The sequence below is a fragment of the Bacillus sp. ISL-34 genome (assembly GCF_018613325.1).
Lineage (GTDB): Bacteria > Bacillota > Bacilli > Bacillales > DSM-1321 > Peribacillus.
In genome coordinates this window covers 223,225-246,333 of the sequence record NZ_JAGGQJ010000033.1, presented here as the reverse complement: position 1 = coordinate 246,333, position 23,109 = coordinate 223,225, and the positions used below count along the sequence as shown (strand labels likewise).

Genomic DNA, 23,109 nt, shown 5'->3' with positions numbered 1-23,109 from the left:
AACTATTAGCTGGTTTAGTTCTATAAGAAAAGGAGCTGTTTCCAGCCCCCTACAGAAGTTATGCACCCTTTTGTTTAATTATGAGCTTCTTAGAAAATCAGAAAGTTAACTAGTTATTTCCTTTTAAGACTGTTTATTAAGAAATGAATAATGCCAACAATCAGAAAAATACAACCAAATCCAATTAACAATTCAGGATTATTCATTTGAGTAGTAAGCTCTTCTAGCAGATCTTGAGCAACACTTGAATAACCAATTGCTAAAAATAGTCCTCCTCCTAATAGATAAAGAATTGATACACCCTATTTTTTCAATCTAAAGTCACCTCAAAAAATTCTCCCTGATGCTAATTGTTTCCTTCCCTATCCTGCCCCATTAGCTGCATAAAGAAAAACTGCCTTAAAGACAGTCAATCTTAAGCTAACGCACCTGATATTTCAACAAGGCTAAATACTAAGTTACTAAAGACAAGAATTATTTTTTAAATAATAATACGTATTTTCCTTATACTTGCGCATATTAAAAACAATAACATTGAAAGCGAGATGGATACGTATTGTCTAAACAAGGGATGCAAAACAAGGATCAAACGAGAAAGCAAATCGAGAAACAGGATAAAAGAAATGACGTTGAACTAGGTAATGAATTTCAAATTGGAAACACAAGTTCACAGAGCCCCAAAAAAAGTGGTCGTCAAGCAAATAAAAAATAACCTCGATCTTTCGGGGTTATTTTTTCTATTTTGTAAAATCGCAATTCAATTTTCTGAAATAAAGCCGACAATGATCTTCAGCTTACGCACCCGAGTTCATTAAGAAAAGCGAACCTTATTAAAGAATCGCGCCCTACTGTGGAACAAGAACCGGTTGACATAAAGCTAATTTTAGGAAGTTTCAACTATATTCTTTTCCATTTTTTACTGGTATAATATGGATGATTTTGTTAATGAGAGGGGAGAAAAAGATGAATCAACTTGTATTTAAGCAATTTGAGATGACAAGAGAATATTTCATCAAGAATGTAGAGTCCGTTTCTAAGGAACAAACTGATGTGCAGCCAGATGGTTTTAATAACACAATTCATTGGCATACAGGTCACGTTTTGACAATTACTGAACAAACTATGTTTGGTTTCCCGCATGTAACAACTCACCTTCCCACAAATTATATAGAATTGTTTGGGAATGGCACAAAACCAGCTGATTGGACAGGGAATATACCTGCTGTGGATCAACTTATTGTACAGTTGAAAGATCAATTAACTCGTTTAAAGCAAATTTCTACTGAACAGCTAGAACAAGATTTGGATACACCATTCCTAGGTTGTAAGACTGTTGGCGAACTTGCAGGTTTAACATTAATGCATGAAGCGACTCATATGGGGCAAATTCAGGCAATGAAGCGTATAATTGAACATGTAAGTGTTAAAAACTGAATTTAACAAAGTGTTATATTAAGATGAAAAAATCAGTCTAATAAAACTGGTTTTTTCTTTTGTTATATTTTATACATTATTAGTCTACATAACACTCTCTATTTTCATTTACTCCACTAACTATTCATTCTTGAACACCCTTAATCTACCCATTTATTGAGCTATTCTGCCCCGATAGTTGCATAAAGAAAAAGCTTCCTTAAGGACAGCTCTGATCTTTAGCTAACACATCCGTTAGTAGAATAAGGAGTTCCCTTTTATTCCCATTTAATTGCTTTAACCACTCTATAAACCAATCTTGAGGTAACTTTACTTTTGAGAGGTCTAAATTCTGCAATTCTTTTAATGAGTAAGTATTTACCAAAAATAAATCCCATTGACATTCAATATCTCGTGCTATCCCACTGTCTCTTACAAAACCCAAATACCCTTTCGTTTCCTTGACTATAGAAAGTTAAAGGTCAATCATCAATATCATAATAATAACCTTATTTATCAAGGATTAAGTAGGTTACTTACATGTTTTTTTCTTTTCTAGACTCTAATTATCCACATATAATGATTAGCTTTATGATCATCTTCACCTAATCCGTTACAAAGTATCTTACCCCTATCATTATACCTTAATTATCACAATCGGCTAGATATGACTTCGTTTTTACTGAACTGTTCCGGAAAGCATGAAATGACTGCTTTACTTTCGTCGAAGAGCGGATTTCAGGGTGGTGATAAAACTTGTCCTAAAGATTAATAGGCTAATGATTGGTCAGATTAGGTTAGGTGGTGGCCATTAATCTATCTAGAAAAGACAATAAATACGCTCGTTTATGAACTTTCAATCGAGATTTTCCTCATTAATCGTTTTAATTTATCTTCTGTAGCTGTTCCCTCTACTGGTGTATAGATACTGCACCTTAAATCCATGTCCCCCTGGACTTGGAGAGAAGTTAAATTAAACAGCATCTTTCCGGCTTTGGCATGTCTGAATTCAATCATCATTTCTGGAGCTTTACTCACTTGACTTTCTTGCCATAAAGATTGAAACTCCGGGTGAGAATCACTCATTTCTTTAATAAATAGGTTATACCATTCATCACCTAAGTAGTGACCATAATAGGCACGAAAAATGGCAAGAAATCCTTTAACAAAATGCTCCCAATTCACGGCTAATGTTTTTAATTCTTTTCTTGTAAATAATAGATGGATCAAATTTCGTTGGTCATCCGGGAGTTGTTCAAAATCTAAAAATACATGAGCGGCAGCATTGTTCCAGCCTACAATATGACAATGTCTATCTGTAATGATAGTAGGGCAATACGTTAACTCAGCTAAAATTCTTTCCAAAGATGGACTAAGTTTTGGCTGATCCTTCTTTCGATGAATGATGGATGATTTCACTTCTAAAGCCAAATCATATAGATACTCTCGTTCATCATTATTTAATTGTAGCGCTGTAGATATGCAATCCAATACGCTTGTAGAGACCTTTATATCCCGGCCTTGCTCCAGCCACGTATACCAAGTAGTACTGACTCCCGCCAATTGTGCAACTTCTTCTCTTCGTAAGCCAGGTGTTCTTCTCCGTGTACCAGCAGGTATACCTATAGATTCAGGCTTTATTTGGGATCGCTTCGTTTTCAAAAATGAAGACAATGCTTCAAGTCTGGTTTTATCATTCATTTCTATATCCTCCATCATAACAATTTAACCGGGTAGTTATTATACCAGGATAAACACTCACTTGTAATAGGATAACACCGAAGTATAATACAAGTATACTATTCATTTGGAGTGATGAAAAATGGAAAGAGTCGTTATTACCGGAATGGGAGTAGTCTCTCCTATTGGAAACAACGTAGAAAAATTTTGGAGAAATCTGACTAAAGGTAAGTCGGGCATTTCCTCTATCGATACATTTGACGTAAGCAATCATAAAGCAAAAATTGCAGGAATTATTCGTGATTTTAATGCAGATGATACTATAGGAAAAAATGAAGCACGACGTCTAGATCGCTTTTCTCAATTCGCTTTGGCTGCTGCTGAACAAGCTTGGACTGATTCCAATTTAGATATTGATGATATCAATCCAGAAAGACTTGGCGTATATGTTGGCTCGGGGATAGGAGGAATTGAAACATTGATTGATAATGTGGATACTCTTCGAGAGAAAGGTCCAAGAAGAGTCAGTCCAACCCTGGTACCAGCCATGATTTCTAATGCTGCCGCAGCCCAAATTAGTATCAAGTGGAACGCTATGGGACCTACCATGTCACCTGTTTCTGCTTGTGCGATCGGAAATACAGCTATTGGTGAAGCATTCAGACTTATTCGCTTTGGAGAAGCTGATGCCGTTTTTGCAGGAGGAGCAGAGGCAGCTATAACGGATTTATCTTTAGCTAGTTTTGGTAATGCTACAGCATTATCAACGAGAAACGATAATCCAACTAAAGCTAGCCGTCCTTTTGATGTAAATCGAGATGGATTTGTCATGTCAGAAGGAGCAGGAATTTTAATCTTGGAATCTTTGTCTCACGCTTTACGCAGAGATGCAAAGATTTATGCGGAAGTCATTGGGTATGGTGCAAGTTCTGATGCCTATCATATGGTAGCTACACACCCAGAAGGTAAAGGAGCCTATCTTGCAATGAAAATGGCTTTGAAAAATGCAAAAATTTCTCCTGAAGAGATTGATGTTATTAGCGCTCATGCAACAAGTACAGAAGTGGGAGATCGATCTGAGACACTTGCCATTAAAAAACTATTTGAATCAAAAGCTTACCAAATCCCAATAACAGCTAATAAATCCATGCTTGGTCACATGTTAGGAGCAGCTGGAGGCGTGGAAGCAATTGCTTTGGCAAAAAGTTTAAAGGAAGGAATTATTCCTCCAACCATCAACTTAGAAAAGCCTGATTCATTATGTGATTTAGATTATGTACCAGGTGTAGCTCGTAAAGTGGAAATAAGTACTGGTCTATCCAATTCATTTGGCTTTGGAGGCCATAATGCAGCTATCGTTTTAAAAAAATACGAGTGAATTAACTTTCGCTCGTTTTTTTAAAAACTAAAGATCCTCAAGAGTACCTTTAGTTAGTCACCTAAAGGGTATTATAGAATTAAATACGAAAAAGCCCTTTTTCTTCTATTAAGGGCTTTTTCTTGTTCATAAAGCCATATTTTAATGTTTGCAGTTATTTAAAACAAACTTAAAAAACACGGACTATAATTATTAAGCAAGTTGACAGTGAACATTAGACAATAATTATCTGCTTCTTTTATCATCAATATAAAAAAGGTCTAAATATTTCTTCGATAAAAATAATGACCATAAAAAAGATCTAGTACAAATGACTAGATTCTCTTTTTAATATCTTCCCTTAATGATTCAATGATAGTACCTGATAAATTTGCTGGAAGAGATGAACCATCCTCAAAAACCCATGTATTAATTATTTCAAGATCTTCTTTTTTAAAAGTAATGCTATAATCTTTATCATTTTGAGTAAAATCAGCTGTAACGTATTCTTCACCATCAAACTCGTCATCAATAATCATATTTTTTATTTCATATGTGTTCACGATGTAATCTCCTTTTTATCATTCTTGTATATAGAATTGGCCTTATATGATTGTTTATTCATTTTTTTCACGCCAAATCAAAAAAACGAAGGAAGATGAAAGCATTAAAACAATTCAGAAATCAAATCTCGATACCATCATTACCCGTTTATCACAATCGGGCTAGGTATGACTCCGTTTTTACTTCTGAGGGAACATGAAATGATTGTTTTCGGTGAAGAGTCGGTCCTCATGGTGATGAAAAAACTTGTCTCAATAAAACAAGCGTACTTACTGATCAATGTAAGCAACACTTGTCTACCAATCCTTAACCTAGCAATGATTAGGCCTTATACAAAAACAATCTAATTATATGGGGTTAAACGCAGGGAATATCTAAATTCTTAATTAGGATTCCCCATCACCATTATCAAAAAATGAATCAAATCCCCCATCAAAATCCTCTGTTGCTTCTTCAAACAATTCCTCAACATCAAACCCATCCATCATCTCAGTAAATAACATCGTCCCTAAAACACCCACTGCTAATCCACCAACTATACCAGGTAAAGCGTTTCCCATTTGACCATGACGATGGTTTGTGGAATAAGAGAACGGCTGTGTAAAAGCATAGGGCTGTTCAATAGCTTCCGAAATATATTTACCAAGTAGTTTCTCAAGCTCGGCTTCATGCTCAAGAACATTTTGATTTAAATGAAATTCACGTTTTGATTCAATTTCCTTGAAGCCGCTTTTAATGTCAACTTCCATCCATACCCGGATACCTGATTCTTCATTAGCAAACCTCATTTCAACCTCATTTACCTGTCCATGAATTGTTGAGTGGGAAAAAAAGCAAATTCCTGTCCATATTGGTCGAGTTTACCCGAGTCGTCTGTCTCGCGAAAACCTATTTGATCCATTGCATTAAAAATGGATTGGATTGATTTCTGGGATTGGATAACTAGCCGGTCTACATCTTTGCGGTCGCCCCCACCCTCTATATCAAGATGTGTATTAAATGCATACGCTTACATTCATTTCATTTAAACCTTACTGCGCTAAAGGAATATTCCTATCTAAGATATATAGAAATAACCGACTTCACTTATTTCTTAAAAGATGTAAGAAACCATATTATAATTTCTTGATTAAGGTTTGTAACTGATCTTGAAGGTTTCCTTTCGAAAAAGCAGAGTGCAGAATTTCATGAAAAGTATTCAAGGAAATTTGTAGTTTTTCTTCACCTAATGTAGTTAAACGTGTGTAGATACCTCTTCGATCATCTTCACATATATGCCTTTGTAATACGCCGCAGCTTTTTGCTTCCAGCCTGCCTACCAGCCTTGAAATAGCACTTTGACTCAATCCTACCATCTCTTGTAATTGTTGCAGCCTCAATTGTTTATCGCTTGTTTTGGATAAAAAGTATAGAACGTAAAATTCTTTTAACGATAGGTTATGATTTTTTTGCAAAGCACTTTCCAGCTCATTCGTAATGCTCATTTGAATATTAGTAAGCGATAGCCAATTATCTAAATACTTATTTTCTTGGTTGTTTTTCATGCTCATTCCACCCTGTTCTACCCTTTATAATTAAAATGTGGCACTTTAATTGATTTAAATAGTTCTAAAATACTTCATTAAAAATTAATTTTCCAAAGCCAGAATTTAATGGTCTGACTATTTGAAAAAGTACATGCCATATTGGCAGTTTCCATGTATGTTAAATTGTTCTCTTCATTTTAGACGAGTTTCTTCTTTTTGTCTAAGATTGAATTATTCCATAAAAAAAACAGTCAAAATGAAGTGAACCCAAAAAGTTAGTTAGGCAACCTTGAGGGCATGAACCCGGTAATCAACCGGGCTCATGCCTTTTAATTTCACCTTAATTCGTTGGTGATTGTATAATAAATATAATCTTCTAGTTCTTGTTTGAAATGCTCCATGCTGTCGAACTTCTGTAAATAAAGCAATTCGGATTTTAATAAGCCAAAGAAGTTTTCCATGACAGCGTTGTCGAGACAATTTCCCTTCCGAGACATGCTTTGTGTAATCGCATGTTTCTTCAAGGTATGTGAATATGGTTTCATTTGGTAATGCCGGCCTTGATCCGAATGAAGGATGGGTGAATCTTCCGATTCCAATCGCATTATGGCTTGGTCTAACATCTTGGAGACTTAAGGGTAAATAGGACGTGATTCGATATTGTAAGCGATGATTTCTCCATTAAATAAATCAAGAATGGGCGATAAGTACAACTTCTCACCGTTTAGATGAAATTCCGTCACATCAGTGACCCATTTTTCATTTGGCTTTGTTGCCTTAAAATACGCTCGAGAATATTGGGTGCAATCTTTCCAACCTTTCCTTTGTACGAACGGTATTTCTTTAAACGTACCAGACACTTTAACCCCAGCTCATTCATCAATCGAAGCACTGTTTTATGGTTAATCACAATGCCCCGATTATGTAATTCTAAGGTGATGCGTCGATATCCATATCTCCCTCTATTCGTCTGAAATATCTCTTCGATGACAGACTTTATCTCCACGTATTCATCCTGACGCCCGAAGGCGTTTCTCCAATAATAATAGGTGCTCCGTGCGATATTCGCGACAGATAGAAGTAGCTTTAAATTAAATTCTCTCCTTAGTTCGTACACTACTTTCGCTTTTTCTTGCGTTCTGACGCTTCTCTTTCCTGAACTAAGGCTTTCAACTTTTTTAAATAGGCATTCTCCGCACGCAAACGCTCATTTTCAGCCTTTAATGCCTCTAATGATCCTTCTGCTAGTGGTTTCTTCGTTTCTTTTTTCACGGATGGAAGCCCCTTTTTCTTTGGTTTGAGGGCGTCTACTCCTTCCGCTTCACATTGTTTTTGCCAAAGTAATAGGGGAGAAGGTGCCGGAATTCTGAAAACCGCAGCAGTTTCACGGAGAGACGTCCCCTGTAAGTTCATATATTCAAGTACTTTCAGTTTATCTTCTACCGTATAAGTTGTATAGCGTTTTACAAATGCACTCTCTCCATGATATTGGTACTGTCGAATCCAAGTAATTAATACTCCAGAAGTAACACCAATAGATTTAGCTATGCTTTCCTGTCCCTCTGTACCTTCAATATATCTCTGTACGGCTTGTATTTTCTGTGGTGCTGTAAATTTGGCCATAAAGAAACTGCACCTCCAATTGTTAGATGTGTCTAACAATTGGAGGTGCAGTTCAAAATGACTGCTCTTTTTTCATGAATTCAGTGTAACTGAACAGGAGCCTATTTCATTTCCACCCCAGTTTAGTGAAAGCTTGTCTTGATCTGAAAGAGGGCCTACGCCGCTTGGAGTACCGGTAAAAATAATATCTCCTTTCCCAAGCCCAAAATGCTCTGCTGTAAATTCTATAATCGTTTGCAAATCAAAAAGTAAGTCTTTAATATTTCCGACTTGTACACGCTCTCCATTTTTTAATAGGGAAAAATCTAATTGTTCACATGCTTCGACACCTGGAAACGAAATAAAATCACTAACAACTGCTGAATTTTTGAATCCTTTAGCCAAAAGCCAAGGATGCTGTTTTTGTTTTAACTGTGATTGAACATCTCTAAGTGTTAAATCCAACCCAATGGCCATGGCATCTACTATTTCATCTACTTTCATTCCTGATTCGTACTGTTTTGCGATATGTATGACAAGTTCAGTTTCAAAGTGAACGGAACCCTGATTACTCGGCAACGTGATTGACTGTCCATTTGCTTCCACAAGCGAATGAGTTGGTTTTGAAAATAAAAAAGGGGAAGTTGGTATTTCATTATTCAACTCTTTTGCATGCAAGGCATAGTTTCGACCTACACAATAGATATTTTTAATATCTTTCATTATTAAGCTCACTCTTTTCTTTTAAGAAATAAATATTTAAATGATAGTGAAGTAATTGGAAATTCCCTACTCATGACAATTGTTAATAGGGAGCCTAATTATAATTGCGGATGTTTCCAAGAAATAAGAAAAAGCCTTCCGATTTAAGTATATTTTATATTTTTCTGACTTTTTATACAACCGTTATACCCATAATAAAGAAATCCAATTTGATTAATTTTCATGTTAGTAAAATAAAGTGGGGCTGGATTTTTCAAAATGGATAGCGTCCTTTGGAACATAATCCAGATGTGGTGATTTCCCTTCTTTCTCCTTTATAAAGTTTTTAAACTTTGTTTTCATAAAACACACAAAACACCGCCCTATTATTCGGACGGTGTTCATTATCGTTTTTTAAGTTTTAATTGATGCACTATTTATTGATAACAATCGATAATTTATAGTTTGCATGCTTGTTTAAGTCTCCCAAAAATTCATCTAATGCTTCATTGGATGTAAATTTGCATTCGAGAAGGTAACAACCATCTCCACTGATTTTATAGTTATTTATTATGTATTGTTTCTGTGTTTTTATGAACGTCAGATAAGGTTGATGATAAGTCCTTTGTATGATGATTGTAATAAAAGCATGTATGAAACATCCTAATTTAACTTGATTAACTTGAATGGTATACCCCTCAATCACTCCATTATCCTCTAATTTGGCAACTCTGGATGCAGCTGCTTGACCAGTCAAATGGACCTTCTCCCCCAATTCTTTCATCGTGATTCGACTATTTTTGGATAGTTCATTCAAGATACCCGCATCCGTATTATCTAACATTTATTCATATCCTTTCAATTATCAAGTCAAATGGCCAAAAGACTTGATTTTATATATGTATTTGGTAATTGGCCATAGTATAAACTATATGCAGATCAAAGAAAAGGAGAGATAAAGATGAATATTAAACAAATTAGAAATGCCACACTCGTTGTCGAATATGCAGGCAAAAAGTTTTTAATAGATCCGATGTTAGCTGAGAAAGGTACGTACCCACCTTTCCCAAATTCATTAAGACAAGATCAATTTAATCCTTTAGTTAGTTTACCAACATCCATTGAAAATATCATTCATGATATAGATGCCGTCATTGTCACTCACCTGCATCTAGACCACTTTGATGACGTGGCCAAAGAAGTATTGCCGAAAGATATCAAAATGTTTGTCCAAAACGAAGAAGATGCCACAGAAGTTGAAAAAGCCGGTTTCAAAAATGTAGAAGCATTACAAGAAGATACCGTCTTTGAAGGCATTCAATTAGTAAAAACAAAAGGCGAGCATGGAAGAGGAGAAATCTTAAAACTTGCTGGTTTAGTATGTGGGGTGGTCTTCAAACACTCAAATGAAAAAACGTTATATATAGCAGGAGATACGGTTTGGTATGACGCAGTTCAAGAAGTTATCGATACAAATAAACCAGAAATCATTGTTGTAAATGGTGGAAATAATCAATTCTTTGAAGGCGGTTCTCTCGTCATGGGGAAAGAGGATATCTATGAAGTGAACAAGGCTGCCCCTAACGCCCAAATTATTGTGATCCACATGGAAGCTGTCAATCACTGGACATTATCAAAAGAAGAATTAAGAAGCTTTATTGATGAAAAAGGAATTTCCTCTAATGTTTTAGTACCAGAAGATGGCGAATCATACACATTATAAATGAAAATCAGACAAACATGGTCGTTGTGATTCAACAAGAGGACCATGAGGCACTTAAAGAGTTCTGGCCTAATCGGCAGATCATTAAGAAGAGATCTCATGTTGATACGCATGACTTCTCCGGCAACTTGGCATTAACGCCTAATTCATTAAAAGAAAACCATGTATTCTATACTAGTCAATTTAGCAACTCACGGGACCCTTAATGGGTCTTTTTTATTTCTTCTTATCTAAGCATTGATCTATTCTTTCGTAATATTGGAAAATTCTAAGAATTAATCCACATATTATTATTTCGTTATGACAAAAAAAGAGCCAACAACAAGTTGTTGACTCTTTGGTTTAAAAAGTAGAAGCTAAATCTTTTGATCGTGCTATAGCATTTTCTTTAATTTCTTGTGCTTTATCAGGCATTGCTGCATGCCCCTCAACGAACACACCTTCAAATGAAGGCACTCCGAAGAATTGCATTATGATATTTAGATATCTGTGTCCCATTTCCATTTCAGCTGCTGGTCCTTCTGAATAAATACCACCACGAGCTTGAATATGTAAGGCTTTCTTATCAGTTAAAAGACCAACTGGGCCTTGTTCGGTGTATTTAAATGATTTACCTGCAACAGCTACGGAATCAATATATGCTTTCAATACTGGCGGGAAAGAAAAATTCCATAAAGGCGTTACAAATACATATTTATCGGCAGCTATAAATTGCTCACATAACTCCGAGAGTCGACTAACTTTTGCTTTCTCTTCCGACGAGAGTTCTTCAAAACCCTTTCCAGATTGAAGTTTTCCCCAACCACTGAAAACATCTACATCGATTTCAGGAATATTTTCTTTATAAAGGTCAATATTCACAATTTCATGGCTAGGATTTACTTCTTTATAAGTGTCAATAAATGCTTTTCCAACAGCCATACTGTAAGATTGTTTATCATCATGAGGATGAGCTGTGATGTACAATACCTTTGTCACTCTGTATCTTCCCTTTCTTTTTACATATTTGATCATTTTAGTTTGTCTAGGGAATTCAACATATATACAATTACTCGAACTAAAATATCTGTAACTAAAAGACGTAATATAAAAATTTGTTTTTAGAGGGGTATTACCAAACTGTTTTCATTTTCCTAGTGCTAAAGTAAATCCGTCACCAGTCCATAAAACGGCTGATTTTAAGAAGGTATAAATCTTCTTTCAATTCTTGAGAAAGGGTGTGATTTTTGGATATGATAAAACAAAACGTTCATTTTAGGAGGCCTAAGGAAATGACGAATTCAATTAAATTTGATCTGCACACTCACCATGAACGATGTGGACATGCTATCGGCACAATCGAGGATTATGTAAAACAAGCCATTGAATACGGCTTGCAATATATTGGGATTTCTGATCATTCTCCATATTTCTATAGTGAGGACGACCATCTCTACCCAACTATTGCAATGGCAAAAAGTGAACTTGTCCCTTATATTGAGGAAGTGCTTCGCTTAAAAGAAAAATATGAAGGTAAAATTCACGTGTTATTAGGAATGGAAAGTGACTTCTTCCCTGATCACATTGAAGTCTACCGTGATCAATATCTTTTACACCCTTTTGACTACATAATTGGATCTGTTCATTATGTTCAAGATATTAGCATTTTTAAAAGAGGGCGTTGGAATGGTTTGACCTCTAAGGAACAGGCAAGTTTAAAGAATGAATACTATGAACTAATACAGAAATCTGCAAAAAGCGGAGTGTTCCAAATCTTAGGCCATATTGATGCAATGAAAGGGTTTTATCCAGCCTTTTCTTCCATTGAGACAGACAGTATTGAAAAAACGTTAAAAATCATTAGTCAAGAAGATATCGCCATTGAGATTAATACCTCTGGTAAAACAAAAGATTGTGGTGGGTGGTATCCAGCAGATGACATTTTAGAACGAGCTCTTTTCTATAATGTGAAGGTAACATTTGGATCAGATTCGCATACACCTGAACGTATTGGCGATGAATTTGAACAAGTTAAAAAAAGACTAAAGGAGATCGGCTTTTCTGATTGGGCTTACTTTGTTAACAAGCAAAGGATACTCACTCCACTTTAACCTTCAGTCAATAGGATTGAAACTGGTCCAATCACTAGAACGTCCTGTAACAATGTGTATCGGAGAGATGGAATGGTGTTTTTCAACCCTTTTGCTACTAAGAAGGCCGATGCACAAAAAAATAATTCGTGAACAGGAATCGATATTGTTCCTTCTTGGAATTTCATTAACCCTCATCTGATCAATGAATCTGATCAATGAATCGGTACCAATCTTTTTAATGAGCATAAAATGATCATTATACATTTTGTAATAAAAATTATAGCACGATTGCTTACAAGTTCTTCCCCCGCTAATTTCAACGAATTTCAGTCATCGCCATATTTTTTAGCATAAAATTAAAATATTCAGGGGAAAAATAACAAACCAAACGTTAATCTTATAAAAAGGAGTTGACTTAGGTATGATTGATAACCCATTGCATAAAGAGAATGACGAAACTCTTGTAGAGTCAGTTGAAGGTGGTATCAACTCTTCTATAGGGCGATCCGAAGCCCCTCCAAAAACTCAGTCAAAAGATCCTGAATTCGAACTTTTCGGCACAGGATTAAATGGGTATCCGTATTAATTCAATACCTAATTAAAGATACCTTCAGAACATTGTGAATAATAAAAACCTATAAAATAAAGAAGAGCACATATTAGCCAGGAGTAATATGTGCTCTTCTTTTATTAAATTCAAGGCCTTTTTCTGATATCCTCCATTTTTAATATATCGAATGTTGCAACTGTATAATGCTTGGCTCTATCTAATAAGAAGACAACAGTATCAGCCATTCATCTAAATGACTGATTTTCATTTCAAATAACTATATGTGTTATTTCCAATGACGTGGATACCACCTGCGTCATCCATCGCGATCAAGTGCAGATGCATCCGGCCTATCCTCTAAAGGAATTTTCCAGTACCACCATTTTAACTTAATGGATATTATAACGCAGACAATAGAAATAGCCGCGTAAATGCCAACAAATGACCAGTGTTGTCCTCCTAATAGCATTGCCGGTCCAGCTGACCATGCAAATAATTCGATAGGTGTATTTAGCGGCCCAACGATAGCTGTATCTGTGAGTGTCTTAGATTTATTATTTGGATCAACTACTCTTAAGAGGGTAAGCCCTATCGCAAAGACACCTGTTGCATAACCATAAACAAATATTGAACGCTCAAACCAACTTTCATAATTCATGGCTGGACCGACTGCCCATAACATTAAAATGACTATTAACATTCCTGAAAGCATCAATAATCCAAGTGGAAGTGCATATTCAAGAACGACAGGTAGTTTTATTGAGGCTACTCCAAAGAATACAAGGTAATCCGTTGCTGAGCTACCTAACCGATTTACCACATTTTCGTCTACATATTTATAGACACCCTTTTTCCCCTTGCCCATGAATGCATACATTACCAATGCAACGATGAACGCTATTGTAAATGTTGGAAAGTCAAGGCCCCAGGTATCTGCAATATATGTATTAAGCAAGTAACCTAAACCGGATGGAATAAGTAAAAGCGCAACATGAAATGCTAATGGATCAAGTGCTATAGGTGAAATCGTCTCAGTCCCTATGGATACTCGATTATCAGGCTTTACTAAACCTGTCCTCATGTCCTCTGATATTTCGGAGAAGTCTTTAACATATTGTGTATATCCTTTTTTTGTGGCCATTTTTATAAATAAGAGTCCACCGAAAATACCTGCTAAAATACCAATGGTGGCTGATGTCATACCTAAATCTGTTGCTGCGGCAAAACCTAAATTTTCAAAGGTTGACCCTACCGCAGCAGCTGTTCCATGACCACCATAGAATCCCGTTGCTAAAATTAATCCAAAACCATAATTAATATCTGGAACCCATTTAGAAATAACCAATATTGAAAATGTAATTGGAATAAAAATGAGGACGCCAATTATCAATATTTTGTATGAAGCATATGCACCCATTCTTTTGAGGTCTTTCTTCATATTACCCGGGGTAAATGAAAATCCATTTATCCCTACCGAAGCAAACACAAAAATTATGATGACTCCTGCATACGAACCTATGTCCGCTGAAAAAGGTAGGATATTCAGGAATCCTGGACCTAACGCTAAACCTAAAAAGCCTGCCATTAAACTTGCGGGAATGAAATTTTTTTGCAATAACTTGATTTTTGAACGCATAAACATACTTATTAATATAAGTATACTTGCGAGAGTGAAGTCTACCAATAGCGTATACAACGTCATAGCTGAATCCACCTTTTCTTATTAGAGTTTTAAAAAGTAATCTGATCTTGTAACTGTAGCGGGTGGTGCAGAGTCCAATTTCACTTGTTTAATATCAAGGATATCTTCCGGTTTTATCCATGGTCTGTTTTGAATAGCACTTGTTTCTTCATGAGTTAGATAGCCTTTATATGCCGTCAGGCTCCGTCTTAAAAAACCATCTTTTACGCAGGCTTCTGTGACACCTGAGTTTAGAATAGATCTAAGGTGCCCTAATACAGAGGCAGCATATGCTACGGATGTGGAATTTGCAATAGCCCCTGGAATATTGCCAACACAATAGTGAACGACGCCGTTTTCAATATACGTAGGATTATCATGAGTGGTTTCACGGAAGGACTCGATTGCCCCTTCAGCATCATTGCTAATATCTACAATGACAGATCCTTTTTCCATTAAGTTGAGCATATCTCTATCTATTAAATAATCCTTATTTCCTTTTGGCCATTTCACGCTATTAATGACTATATCAATTTCTGGAAGTATTTTTTGGATATTTTGTTTAGTTGATATTTGGGTGTTTACTTTTTCGTTGTAGATCTTTCCAATTTCCCTTAAAGTACCGAAGTTTATATCCATTACAGTACACCAAGCACCTAATGAATGTAGAACTTGTAATGCGGATTTTCCGACTAGACCTCCACCGAGGATGAGGACCTTAATGCTGGGTGCTCCTGCTAATCCACTTACAAATTTCCCTTTGCCTCCATTAATCGTCAGCATCGAGTGCAAGCCCATTAAAGCTCCTTGTTTACCTGCCGCTTCACAATTCACTGAGCCGAATCGATGTGAATCTTCTGCCGTAAAGGCAATACATTTGCTGTCAAGAATGGCTTGGACTTGTTGTTCATTAGCAGCTGGATGGATACAGGTATAGATAATTTGATTTTCTCTAAGTAATTTGTACTCGATTTCTTCAATTTCTTTAACCTTTGCTAAGAGGTCAGACCTTTCATACATTTCCTTCAACTCGTCTACTATCTCAGCACCTTGCTCCTCGTATTCTTCATTGCTAAACCCTGCTAGGAGTCCCGCATCTTTTTGAACAAGGACGGTATGACCATCGCTTTTAATAGTTCCCACCTCTAATGGAGTTGCTATTACTCGGAACTCCCCGACTTTAATATCTTTCAATACACCAAATATCAATTCGCTTCCCCCTTAGTTTCAAAATTCACAGCACCATATTGCCTAATCAATACCGACAGTGTTTTCATTATGACGATAAAATTTTTTCATTATATGGTTCTTTTTTGATTCAATATAATTCCTGATCTTTTATACTCCATTTTCTAAACGTCAACTTTTCACCCCTTTTTCCAACTTTATGACAAAATGTTTCTTCCTATTTATGTAAGGTCGCAATTCCCTTGTGTTTCATGAGTTTACTTAAGCAAGAAGTATGCCAAAAGAACACATCATTTTCCGCTGATTTAAGCAGAAAAATCAGAAAAAATAAGAGTATCTCTTAATAAATATGTCGATTGCAGATGGTAAATTGATTAAATTGTTAATATTTGAGCAGTTAATGTTATTTTTTGGGCACTATGTGCATAAGTTTATTTCTCTATTGTTAGCTTTTGGGCATAATTTCGTATAATCTGATCTTATTTTGCAGAGTTTGTCTTGGAATTTCGAGTATTTTAGCTGCTTGTGATACATTGTTTTTTGTTTGCTGGATTGCCTTTTCGATCATTTTCTTTTCTAATCTGGCAACAGCTTCTTTTAAGGGTTCAATTTGAAGATCTTCTTCACTATGTCGAATGAAATTCTTCACACGCTCTTCAATATCTTTCATTTGAAGTGTATCTTCCCAGTCATCTATTTGATTGATTGCAAATTCAACAATATGTTCCAACTCCCGTACATTTCCTGGCCAGTTGTACCTCAAGAGAAAGTCATATACCTCTCTCGATACATTGTTTATATTTTTGTGCAGCAACACATTATATTTAGATATAAAAGATTCCAATAAAAGCTTAATATCATCTTTCCGTTCCCGTAATGGTGGAATATTGAGTGTCATTACACATAATCTGTAATATAAATCAAGTCTCATATCCTTATCCTTTACACATTCTTCAGGGCGTTTATTGGATGCGGTGATTACACGCACATCAACTTTTCTAATATTTTTATCTCCTAATCTTCGAATATATCCGTCTTGCAGTACTCTTAATAACTTGGACTGTAGATGAATTGGCATTGAGTTAATTTCATCTAGAAAAATCGTTCCTCCTTCCGCTATTTCAAATAAGCCTGGATTATTTTCCGCTCCTGTAAAACTCCCTTTTATTGTACCGAACAAAATACTTTCAATTAAAGCTTCCGGAATTGCTGCACAGTTTTGCGCAATGAAAGGCTTTTCTACACGATTACTGGCATTGTGCAGCGCTTGAGCAAATAATTCTTTTCCTGTTCCTGTTTCACCATATATAAAGACGGGTGAGCTCCCTTTTGCAATTTTTTCGGTTAAGCGCTTTAAATTTTTCATTTGTTCGTTATTCGTAATAATATCTTTCAATGTATATTTTGCTCGTTCTGGATGAATATTTTCTAGTAATCGTTTATCATCTTTAAACATTTCTGAATTTATCTCGATTGCATTATTAGGAATATGATTTTCTTTACTTATTTCTTTAGAAAATTCAATTGCCCCTATAATTTTCCCATGGGCTCTGATTGGTAAGGAAATATTTGTGGTTTCAATTTTTCGTCCCATAAAATCAACAATTTCTTGCTTACCTCTAAAAATGGGACGACCTGTTTTCATTGCATTTAACAACGTACTCGATTTTTCATTCAACGCAGGAAATACGGAAAATAAGCTTTCTCCTAATATTTCCTCTCGTTCAAGAACTTCAGAGTGAAATCGAGGATTAAATTTAACTGTAAACAAGATAGTCCCTTTGTTATCAATAATAGTAATACCATCAATGTATTTCAGTTGATTTAGAACCTCGTAATTATTTAATCGACTCATTGTATTCTCCTCCATGATTTTGTAGTAAGGGGGCGAAAGTTTTATCTGATTTGGGATATTCTTGTAAAGCCATTCTTGATGCTTGCCACGAAAGACTAGAATGGAATGGCTTTCTCATTGTTCACCATTACACCATGGCCTCTCTTCCAGGATTATTTGCAAATGAAATAAGTACACAAGATTATGTAAGGCAGAATAAAGTGGTTCTTTTATCACTTCTATATATTTAACTTTGACTTATCAAGTTAGATGGGCGCCAACCTTATTCTAAGAAAGCGCCCGATTACGGTAGATTGAAAATGTGAAAAAGCTGCAAAATGAATGAATGCTAATTTATTTTATTAACGCACCCGTTAAGCGTAAGCACTGCTGAATTACAAAAAAGTGCTTATGTCACTTCAAAGTGCGTACTTCTCAAGTGTGGTTCCTTGATTCAAAATAACAGTGAACGTAACACAGTAAGGAGGAGCTGCACACTATGAATAATGAATCTAAAACAATACGCAAAGTTGCCTTGGTCGTTGGCGCAAATGGTGTAATCGGTCGCAACCTCATCGATCACCTCATTACCTTACCTGATTGGGACGTAATCGGCGTATCACGTCGGGGCGGAGAGTCAGTCGGCCGTGTCCGGTATGTGACTGTGGATCTTCTCGATATGGACGACACTCGCAAGAAGCTAAAGAGTTTAACTGAGGTAACACACATCTTCTATGCTGCCTATCAGGACCGTCCGACTTGGGCCCAACTTGTTCCGCCTAACCTTGCCATGCTAGTGAATACCGTAGAGGCCATCGAACCCATCGCAGCGGGCTTAAAACATGTCAGTTTAATGCAGGGATACAAGGTATATGGCGCACATCTCGGCCCGTTCAAAACTCCTGCTCGCGAAACAGACGCGAACCATATGCCGCCCGAATTCAATGTTGATCAGCAAGATTTCTTAGAACAAAAACAAAAAGGTAAAAATTGGACTTGGTCGGCGCTCCGTCCTTCTGTAGTCTGCGGCTTCTCGCTTGGAAATCCAATGAACCTCGCCATGGTCATTGCGATTTACGCCTCAATTTCAAAGGATCTTGGACTTCCGTTGCGGTTTCCTGGCAAGCCGGGTGCTTACGATAGCCTCTTGGAGATGACAGATGCCGGACTTCTCGCGAAGGCTACAGTATGGGCGGCGACTGAAGAGCGTTGTGCCAATCAGGCGTTTAACATAACAAACGGCGATCTATTCCGTTGGAATGAATTATGGCCGAAGATCGCTAACTACTTCGGCTTGGAGACGGCGCCTCCGCTGCAGATGTCACTGGACGTTGTCATGGCGGACAAGGAGCAGCTTTGGAACAAAATGGTCGAGAATCATGGGCTTGCTCGACATTTATATAAAGACGTATCCTCCTGGCGATTCGGTGATTTCGTGTTCTCTTGGGATTACGATTTCTTCGCCGACGGAACTAAGGCCCGTCGCTTTGGTTTTCACGAATACGTAGATACCGAAGCGATGTTTATGAACATCTTCGACGATTTTCGTAAACGCAAAGTCATCCCATAAACGAAAAGCCGGCCTTGTAATAGGTCGGCTTCATATATTATGTACGTTATCAAGCTGCGGGTTTGCTAGAACGGTAGCCCTTCCCCCGTACTTTTTCTCTATATGCGAATCCCCCCACCTACACATCAGATGCAGGATCTCCTTAAGACTCCAGCCGTAGTCTGTCAATTCATACTCTACCTTCGGTGGAACCTGGTTGTAAGAAATACGTAAGATTACACCTTCCTCTTCAAGCTCCCGAAGTTGCTGTGTTAACATTTTTTGAGTGATTGCGGGTATCAAGCTTTTCAATTCATTGTTACGTTTCTTGCCAAAGGTTAGATGAAAGAGAATTACAGGTTTCCATTTCCCTCCAATCACTTCCAAAGTTGCCTCTACCGCAGTGTTGTAAATCTTATCATGGTCATGGTCCTTCATTATACACCTCGCCCCCCTTTTTCGAATATTTCGACACAGATCACTGGTAAACATCAGAGTAATTGGAGCATAGCATTAAGCTCCGTCTTTAAACATTATATCTGCAAGCAAAATATTACGCTATCCTGCCCCAGTAATTGAATAATTTATAATTCAATTACTTACGAATAATCCCTTCTCTTAATCAAGAATATGGTCCTTAATGGAATAACATGACTGGCGTTTTTTTGTAGTGAAACATCTTAATTGTAATTCAACACTTCGTTTATATACACTTTCACTTTTAATTTCCTCAGGTCTTGGAATGCCTTCTCTCATATCTTTAATCATGAAACCAGTTTGTTTTAAAAGTTGGTAATATTCTTCAACCGTTCGGTAATATTTAACAACCTCGATCCAAGGTTTTATCCTTACGCCACTATTAAAATAATCGGCAACTATCCAATCCTTAAACGAACAAGGAAACCGCAAATCCAAAGGCTTTGTATGTTTACAATAGTAATAGCTGATATACTCAAAAATGGATATTACTCCTCATTAACCGGACATCTGAGATGTTCGAAAAGCTTCGTATGCTTATGCCCAATCGCGATATAATTATGAAACGCCCAGAAAAAAAGCACGGTTAATCAGATCAATTATTGGATAGACTTAGTATTCTCAGAACTTCGGGAGGTTTTTTTAATGTGATAGGTCTAATAAATTGATGAAGGTGAAACGATGAGCATCTAAAGCTACTATGGTCCCGACAGATTGTTTAACCGATTGGATAATCAGCGTGGCTATTTTAGTCTAAGTTGTATTTTCTTTCGTTGTTTCTATGCTGAAGTAATATCCAGTGGTGATTTGTAACGGATTTCATTTGAATTAGGGAATAACCATATGTTGGTATGGTTCACCTTTCATCTTGTTTTTTAATTGGCTTAAACGTTTATTGACTTCACGAAAAACAGATTTTTGCCGTTCATGCCTTCTATCCATACTTAAGGAGACATGGATCTCCCTGTACATGAATAATATCAAAAAATTTTATGCAAAATACAAAAGATTAAAGGTTTAGCCTTTAATAAAAATAATGAAGGAGACTTTTAAAATGACACAAAAACAACAATATCAGCAAGCTATCAATGCCGCACAACAAGCCAAACAGGCTATACAATCTGCCCAAGCTAATGATAATCCACAACTTTTCCAACAAGCACAGCAACAGCTTGAAGAAGCTCAACAACAACTTCAAGAAGTTCAACAGTCTTGGTTCTAATTTCATACGTAATGTAACGTGCTGGCATCAAAATGAATAAAATCATGGTGAAGAGAGAGTGAAAAAAATAAGCATTATCATAGACTTCCTGGAGCCATTCACGATATACATATCGGGGATTTTTTTCGTTTTGTCTTCCTTAATATTTGACTTAAAAAAAAGCCTTGCTTTTGGTCTATGCAGGCAAAAGCAAATTTTGATTTCTTTCCGCCGTTTTTTCCTCTATTCGTATAAGAACCATATAATATTCCTCGTCCTTCTCACTGATTTCTTCTGACGGCCCGACTCTGTTTTACCTTCTTCTACCTTACCAATGGGCGATTACAAAAATATAGTTCATCTCATATGCCATTCATTTAATTCGAAAGTCTAAAGGGAATCCTTCTTTTTGGATTCCCTTTAGACAATGTGCATTTATTTGCTCTGGTGAGGCAGCCCTTGTTTTCCAAACGCTCCTAATATGAATTAATATGTTTAAAGAATTTGCTCGTTAAAGCTTGTCTTCTATTTTCCCCCTAAGTTCGCCTCGTTTCCTGGCTGCTGTACTTGAACCTTGTCCCCTATTTCAATGGACAACAAATCCTCACCTACTAAAACAGTTCCTTCATATGTTTTTTTTGTTCTATCGAGCAAATTAGCTTTTTCTTCTGTTAATCCACCTAATAATACAATATGTGAGTACACAGCAAGTTTTGGTTGTATTTGGCTAAAGACTTTACCTGCTTCCTCCGGTGTAGTGTGAAGATCAAGTATATTGGCTATTGATTCTGATTCATTATCAGGTTTTGCAGCAGCAACCTCATGAATAACTACGTCAGCACCTTTAGCAAATGTAATAAGATTTTCATTATAACGGGTGTCACCTGAGATAACTACTGAATGTCCTTTGTAATTTACCCGATAACCGAAAGCAGGCTCAATTGATTTATGGTCAACCTTGAAGGCTATTACTTCAATTCCTTTTTTGTTATAGACAATGCCCTCCTTGATATCATTTGCCGTAATACTTGCTCCTTCAACGTTCCCATTTCCAGAGTCATCCCTTGCATCCAAATCGGCTTTAAATGCTTTATTCATATGTAACATCATTTTCTCGGTTCCCTTAGGTCCCCAAATCTTAAATGCTTGGTCTCTTAGCCCACCTGTTGGTAATGAGCCTGTAAGCCAGACGTCTGGTATGCCGATTGTATGATCCGAATGCAAATGAGTAAGAAATAACTTGTCAACATTGCCTGGTAACATATTCGCTTTATATAATTGTAAAGCAGTTCCACGTCCAGCATCAAAGAGGAGTTTTTCATCACCAACTTCTACAAGAGTAGCTGGACCGGAGCGAGAGGTACTTAAAAGAGGCGAACCTGTTCCTAATAAAGTTACTTTTAAGTCCGTTTGCTTTACAGCAGTTTGGCCAAAAGAAGGAAGAAATATTGATAATGATAGAATTATAGAAACTACCAACAAAAAACCAAAAGAAGTATTCCTTATTCTTTTCTTCAAAACAAAAACCTCCTGTCAGATTATTTGACTTTGCACAAGGAAAAAACCATTTGTTTTTAATATGAAACCTCGTTTTAAAAAACAAATACGCAAACTAAATATTACAATATTCACAATATTCAGTCAATAATATCGAAATAAAATCATCTATCCTTCCACTTCCATCGACAACAAGACTCATTTCGGGAAAGAAGCTGAAATAATCTTACAGAATATTGGATTTCATATTGGATCAATTGTTCATACTAAATAAAAAATATCTGTTAAAGAAGGGGTTTATATGTCAAACAAAAATAATAACCATAATCCAGCTCAACATAAAAACCAGGTTGATAAATTAACCAACGACGTAATGGAAGTGGATACAGATGTCAATGAAGATCCTAATCGGGAAAAATTATTAGATGAATCAGTTGATGCTTTTCTAAAATCGAAAGAAGGACAGGAATATTAGGGGCAAAATTGTGGTCGC

21 protein-coding genes and 3 pseudogenes are annotated in these 23,109 nt (G+C 36.4%); 10 read left to right on the top strand and 14 right to left on the bottom strand.

The window, feature by feature from the left end:
• The first annotated feature begins 556 nt into the window (after positions 1–556).
• The gene (locus J7E52_RS22345; RefSeq protein ID WP_214750580.1) at positions 557–712 is read left to right on the top strand and encodes a hypothetical protein; all 156 of its coding nucleotides are present in this window, start codon (positions 557–559) and stop codon (positions 710–712) included.
• Between the two features lie 251 nt (positions 713–963).
• Positions 964–1,434, top strand: coding sequence for a DinB family protein (locus J7E52_RS22340; protein WP_214750579.1), 471 nt, complete (start codon positions 964–966; stop codon positions 1,432–1,434).
• Positions 1,435–2,259: 825 nt separating this feature from the next.
• On the opposite strand, the gene J7E52_RS22335 is transcribed toward J7E52_RS22340, so the two are convergent.
• Positions 2,260–3,114: a helix-turn-helix transcriptional regulator gene (locus J7E52_RS22335; protein WP_214750578.1), complete on the bottom strand. Its 855-nt coding sequence runs from the start codon at positions 3,112–3,114 to the stop codon at positions 2,260–2,262.
• Positions 3,115–3,235: 121 nt separating this feature from the next.
• On the opposite strand from J7E52_RS22335, the gene fabF reads away from it, so the two are divergent.
• Positions 3,236–4,471, top strand: coding sequence for a beta-ketoacyl-ACP synthase II (fabF, locus tag J7E52_RS22330; protein WP_214750577.1), 1,236 nt, complete (start codon positions 3,236–3,238; stop codon positions 4,469–4,471).
• A 314-nt stretch (positions 4,472–4,785) separates the two neighbouring features.
• Here the strand turns inward: fabF and J7E52_RS22325 are convergent, their stop codons facing one another.
• The 7 genes and pseudogenes from J7E52_RS22325 to J7E52_RS22295 all read right to left on the bottom strand — a co-directional run bounded on the left by J7E52_RS22325 (position 4,786) and on the right by J7E52_RS22295 (position 9,688).
• Positions 4,786–5,013: a hypothetical protein gene (locus J7E52_RS22325; protein ID WP_214750576.1), complete on the bottom strand. Its 228-nt coding sequence runs from the start codon at positions 5,011–5,013 to the stop codon at positions 4,786–4,788.
• Positions 5,014–5,400: 387 nt separating this feature from the next.
• A complete protein-coding gene (locus tag J7E52_RS22320) occupies positions 5,401–5,802 on the bottom strand; it encodes a hypothetical protein (RefSeq protein ID WP_214750575.1) in 402 nt (133 codons plus the stop codon).
• A gap of 11 nt (positions 5,803–5,813) precedes the next feature.
• Positions 5,814–6,005: pseudogene (locus J7E52_RS27505) on the bottom strand (sporulation protein); the annotation flags it as partial.
• Between the two features lie 124 nt (positions 6,006–6,129).
• Positions 6,130–6,558 carry a MarR family winged helix-turn-helix transcriptional regulator gene (locus tag J7E52_RS22310; RefSeq protein ID WP_214750574.1) on the bottom strand — a complete coding sequence of 143 codons (429 nt, stop codon included), beginning with the start codon at positions 6,556–6,558 and terminating at the stop codon, positions 6,130–6,132.
• 261 nt (positions 6,559–6,819) lie between these two features.
• Positions 6,820–8,163, bottom strand: a pseudogene (locus J7E52_RS22305) (IS3 family transposase).
• Positions 8,164–8,235: 72 nt separating this feature from the next.
• Positions 8,236–8,865, bottom strand: a complete 630-nt coding sequence (locus J7E52_RS22300; RefSeq protein WP_214750573.1) for a fumarylacetoacetate hydrolase family protein — start codon at positions 8,863–8,865, stop codon at positions 8,236–8,238.
• A gap of 412 nt (positions 8,866–9,277) precedes the next feature.
• Entirely contained in the window at positions 9,278–9,688 is a 411-nt protein-coding gene (locus tag J7E52_RS22295; protein ID WP_214750572.1) for an Lrp/AsnC family transcriptional regulator, read from the bottom strand.
• A 117-nt stretch (positions 9,689–9,805) separates the two neighbouring features.
• On the opposite strand from J7E52_RS22295, the gene J7E52_RS22290 reads away from it, so the two are divergent.
• Complete coding sequence (locus J7E52_RS22290; protein ID WP_214750571.1) at positions 9,806–10,567, top strand: MBL fold metallo-hydrolase; 762 nt, start codon at positions 9,806–9,808, stop codon at positions 10,565–10,567.
• A gap of 342 nt (positions 10,568–10,909) precedes the next feature.
• Here J7E52_RS22290 and J7E52_RS22285 read toward each other — a convergent pair whose 3' ends face one another.
• Positions 10,910–11,545: an FMN-dependent NADH-azoreductase gene (locus J7E52_RS22285; RefSeq protein ID WP_214750570.1), complete on the bottom strand. Its 636-nt coding sequence runs from the start codon at positions 11,543–11,545 to the stop codon at positions 10,910–10,912.
• Between the two features lie 293 nt (positions 11,546–11,838).
• Here J7E52_RS22285 and J7E52_RS22280 point away from each other — a divergent pair, with 293 nt between their 5' ends.
• The gene (locus J7E52_RS22280; RefSeq protein WP_214750569.1) at positions 11,839–12,657 is read left to right on the top strand and encodes a histidinol-phosphatase; all 819 of its coding nucleotides are present in this window, start codon (positions 11,839–11,841) and stop codon (positions 12,655–12,657) included.
• A gap of 403 nt (positions 12,658–13,060) precedes the next feature.
• Positions 13,061–13,225 carry a hypothetical protein gene (locus J7E52_RS22275; RefSeq protein ID WP_214750568.1) on the top strand — a complete coding sequence of 55 codons (165 nt, stop codon included), beginning with the start codon at positions 13,061–13,063 and terminating at the stop codon, positions 13,223–13,225.
• Positions 13,226–13,505: 280 nt separating this feature from the next.
• On the opposite strand, the gene J7E52_RS22270 is transcribed toward J7E52_RS22275, so the two are convergent.
• The 3 genes from J7E52_RS22270 to J7E52_RS22260 form a co-directional block, all read right to left on the bottom strand.
• A complete protein-coding gene (locus J7E52_RS22270; RefSeq protein WP_214750567.1) occupies positions 13,506–14,891 on the bottom strand; it encodes a sodium/glutamate symporter in 1,386 nt (461 codons plus the stop codon).
• 21 nt (positions 14,892–14,912) lie between these two features.
• Positions 14,913–16,079, bottom strand: coding sequence for an alanine dehydrogenase (locus J7E52_RS22265; protein WP_214750566.1), 1,167 nt, complete (start codon positions 16,077–16,079; stop codon positions 14,913–14,915).
• Between the two features lie 424 nt (positions 16,080–16,503).
• Positions 16,504–17,913, bottom strand: coding sequence for a sigma-54 interaction domain-containing protein (locus J7E52_RS22260; RefSeq protein ID WP_214750565.1), 1,410 nt, complete (start codon positions 17,911–17,913; stop codon positions 16,504–16,506).
• Positions 17,914–18,391: 478 nt separating this feature from the next.
• Here J7E52_RS22260 and J7E52_RS22255 point away from each other — a divergent pair, with 478 nt between their 5' ends.
• On the top strand, positions 18,392–19,462 hold the full coding sequence (locus J7E52_RS22255; protein ID WP_214750564.1) for an SDR family oxidoreductase: 1,071 nt from the start codon (positions 18,392–18,394) through the stop codon (positions 19,460–19,462).
• A gap of 30 nt (positions 19,463–19,492) precedes the next feature.
• Here the strand turns inward: J7E52_RS22255 and J7E52_RS22250 are convergent, their stop codons facing one another.
• Positions 19,493–19,879, bottom strand: a complete 387-nt coding sequence (locus J7E52_RS22250) for a winged helix-turn-helix transcriptional regulator (protein WP_214750563.1) — start codon at positions 19,877–19,879, stop codon at positions 19,493–19,495.
• 495 nt (positions 19,880–20,374) lie between these two features.
• Here J7E52_RS22250 and J7E52_RS27630 point away from each other — a divergent pair.
• Positions 20,375–20,560: pseudogene (locus J7E52_RS27630) on the top strand (IS110 family RNA-guided transposase); the annotation flags it as partial.
• 412 nt (positions 20,561–20,972) lie between these two features.
• A complete protein-coding gene (locus J7E52_RS22245) occupies positions 20,973–21,140 on the top strand; it encodes a hypothetical protein (RefSeq protein ID WP_202316424.1) in 168 nt (55 codons plus the stop codon).
• 504 nt (positions 21,141–21,644) lie between these two features.
• Here the strand turns inward: J7E52_RS22245 and J7E52_RS22240 are convergent.
• Positions 21,645–22,637 (bottom strand): MBL fold metallo-hydrolase, encoded by a 993-nt coding sequence (locus tag J7E52_RS22240; protein ID WP_214750562.1) that lies wholly within the window; start codon positions 22,635–22,637, stop codon positions 21,645–21,647.
• Positions 22,638–22,917: 280 nt separating this feature from the next.
• On the opposite strand from J7E52_RS22240, the gene J7E52_RS22235 reads away from it, so the two are divergent.
• Positions 22,918–23,091 (top strand): hypothetical protein, encoded by a 174-nt coding sequence (locus tag J7E52_RS22235; protein ID WP_214750561.1) that lies wholly within the window; start codon positions 22,918–22,920, stop codon positions 23,089–23,091.
• The last annotated feature ends 18 nt before the right edge of the window (positions 23,092–23,109 follow it).

Coding starts and splice junctions, on each gene's coding strand:
- J7E52_RS22290 (WP_214750571.1), top strand. CDS start 9,806: ATGAATATTAAACAAATTAGAAATGCCACACTCGTTGTCGAATATGCA.
- J7E52_RS22310 (WP_214750574.1), bottom strand. CDS start 6,558: ATGAAAAACAACCAAGAAAATAAGTATTTAGATAATTGGCTATCGCTT.
- J7E52_RS22295 (WP_214750572.1), bottom strand. CDS start 9,688: ATGTTAGATAATACGGATGCGGGTATCTTGAATGAACTATCCAAAAAT.
- J7E52_RS22250 (WP_214750563.1), bottom strand. CDS start 19,879: ATGAAGGACCATGACCATGATAAGATTTACAACACTGCGGTAGAGGCA.
- J7E52_RS22275 (WP_214750568.1), top strand. CDS start 13,061: ATGATTGATAACCCATTGCATAAAGAGAATGACGAAACTCTTGTAGAG.
- J7E52_RS22270 (WP_214750567.1), bottom strand. CDS start 14,891: ATGACGTTGTATACGCTATTGGTAGACTTCACTCTCGCAAGTATACTT.
- J7E52_RS22260 (WP_214750565.1), bottom strand. CDS start 17,913: ATGAGTCGATTAAATAATTACGAGGTTCTAAATCAACTGAAATACATT.
- J7E52_RS22235 (WP_214750561.1), top strand. CDS start 22,918: ATGTCAAACAAAAATAATAACCATAATCCAGCTCAACATAAAAACCAG.
- J7E52_RS22255 (WP_214750564.1), top strand. CDS start 18,392: ATGAATAATGAATCTAAAACAATACGCAAAGTTGCCTTGGTCGTTGGC.
- J7E52_RS22335 (WP_214750578.1), bottom strand. CDS start 3,114: ATGAATGATAAAACCAGACTTGAAGCATTGTCTTCATTTTTGAAAACG.
- J7E52_RS22320 (WP_214750575.1), bottom strand. CDS start 5,802: ATGAGGTTTGCTAATGAAGAATCAGGTATCCGGGTATGGATGGAAGTT.
- J7E52_RS22340 (WP_214750579.1), top strand. CDS start 964: ATGAATCAACTTGTATTTAAGCAATTTGAGATGACAAGAGAATATTTC.
- fabF (WP_214750577.1), top strand. CDS start 3,236: ATGGAAAGAGTCGTTATTACCGGAATGGGAGTAGTCTCTCCTATTGGA.
- J7E52_RS22245 (WP_202316424.1), top strand. CDS start 20,973: ATGACACAAAAACAACAATATCAGCAAGCTATCAATGCCGCACAACAA.
- J7E52_RS22300 (WP_214750573.1), bottom strand. CDS start 8,865: ATGAAAGATATTAAAAATATCTATTGTGTAGGTCGAAACTATGCCTTG.
- J7E52_RS22280 (WP_214750569.1), top strand. CDS start 11,839: ATGACGAATTCAATTAAATTTGATCTGCACACTCACCATGAACGATGT.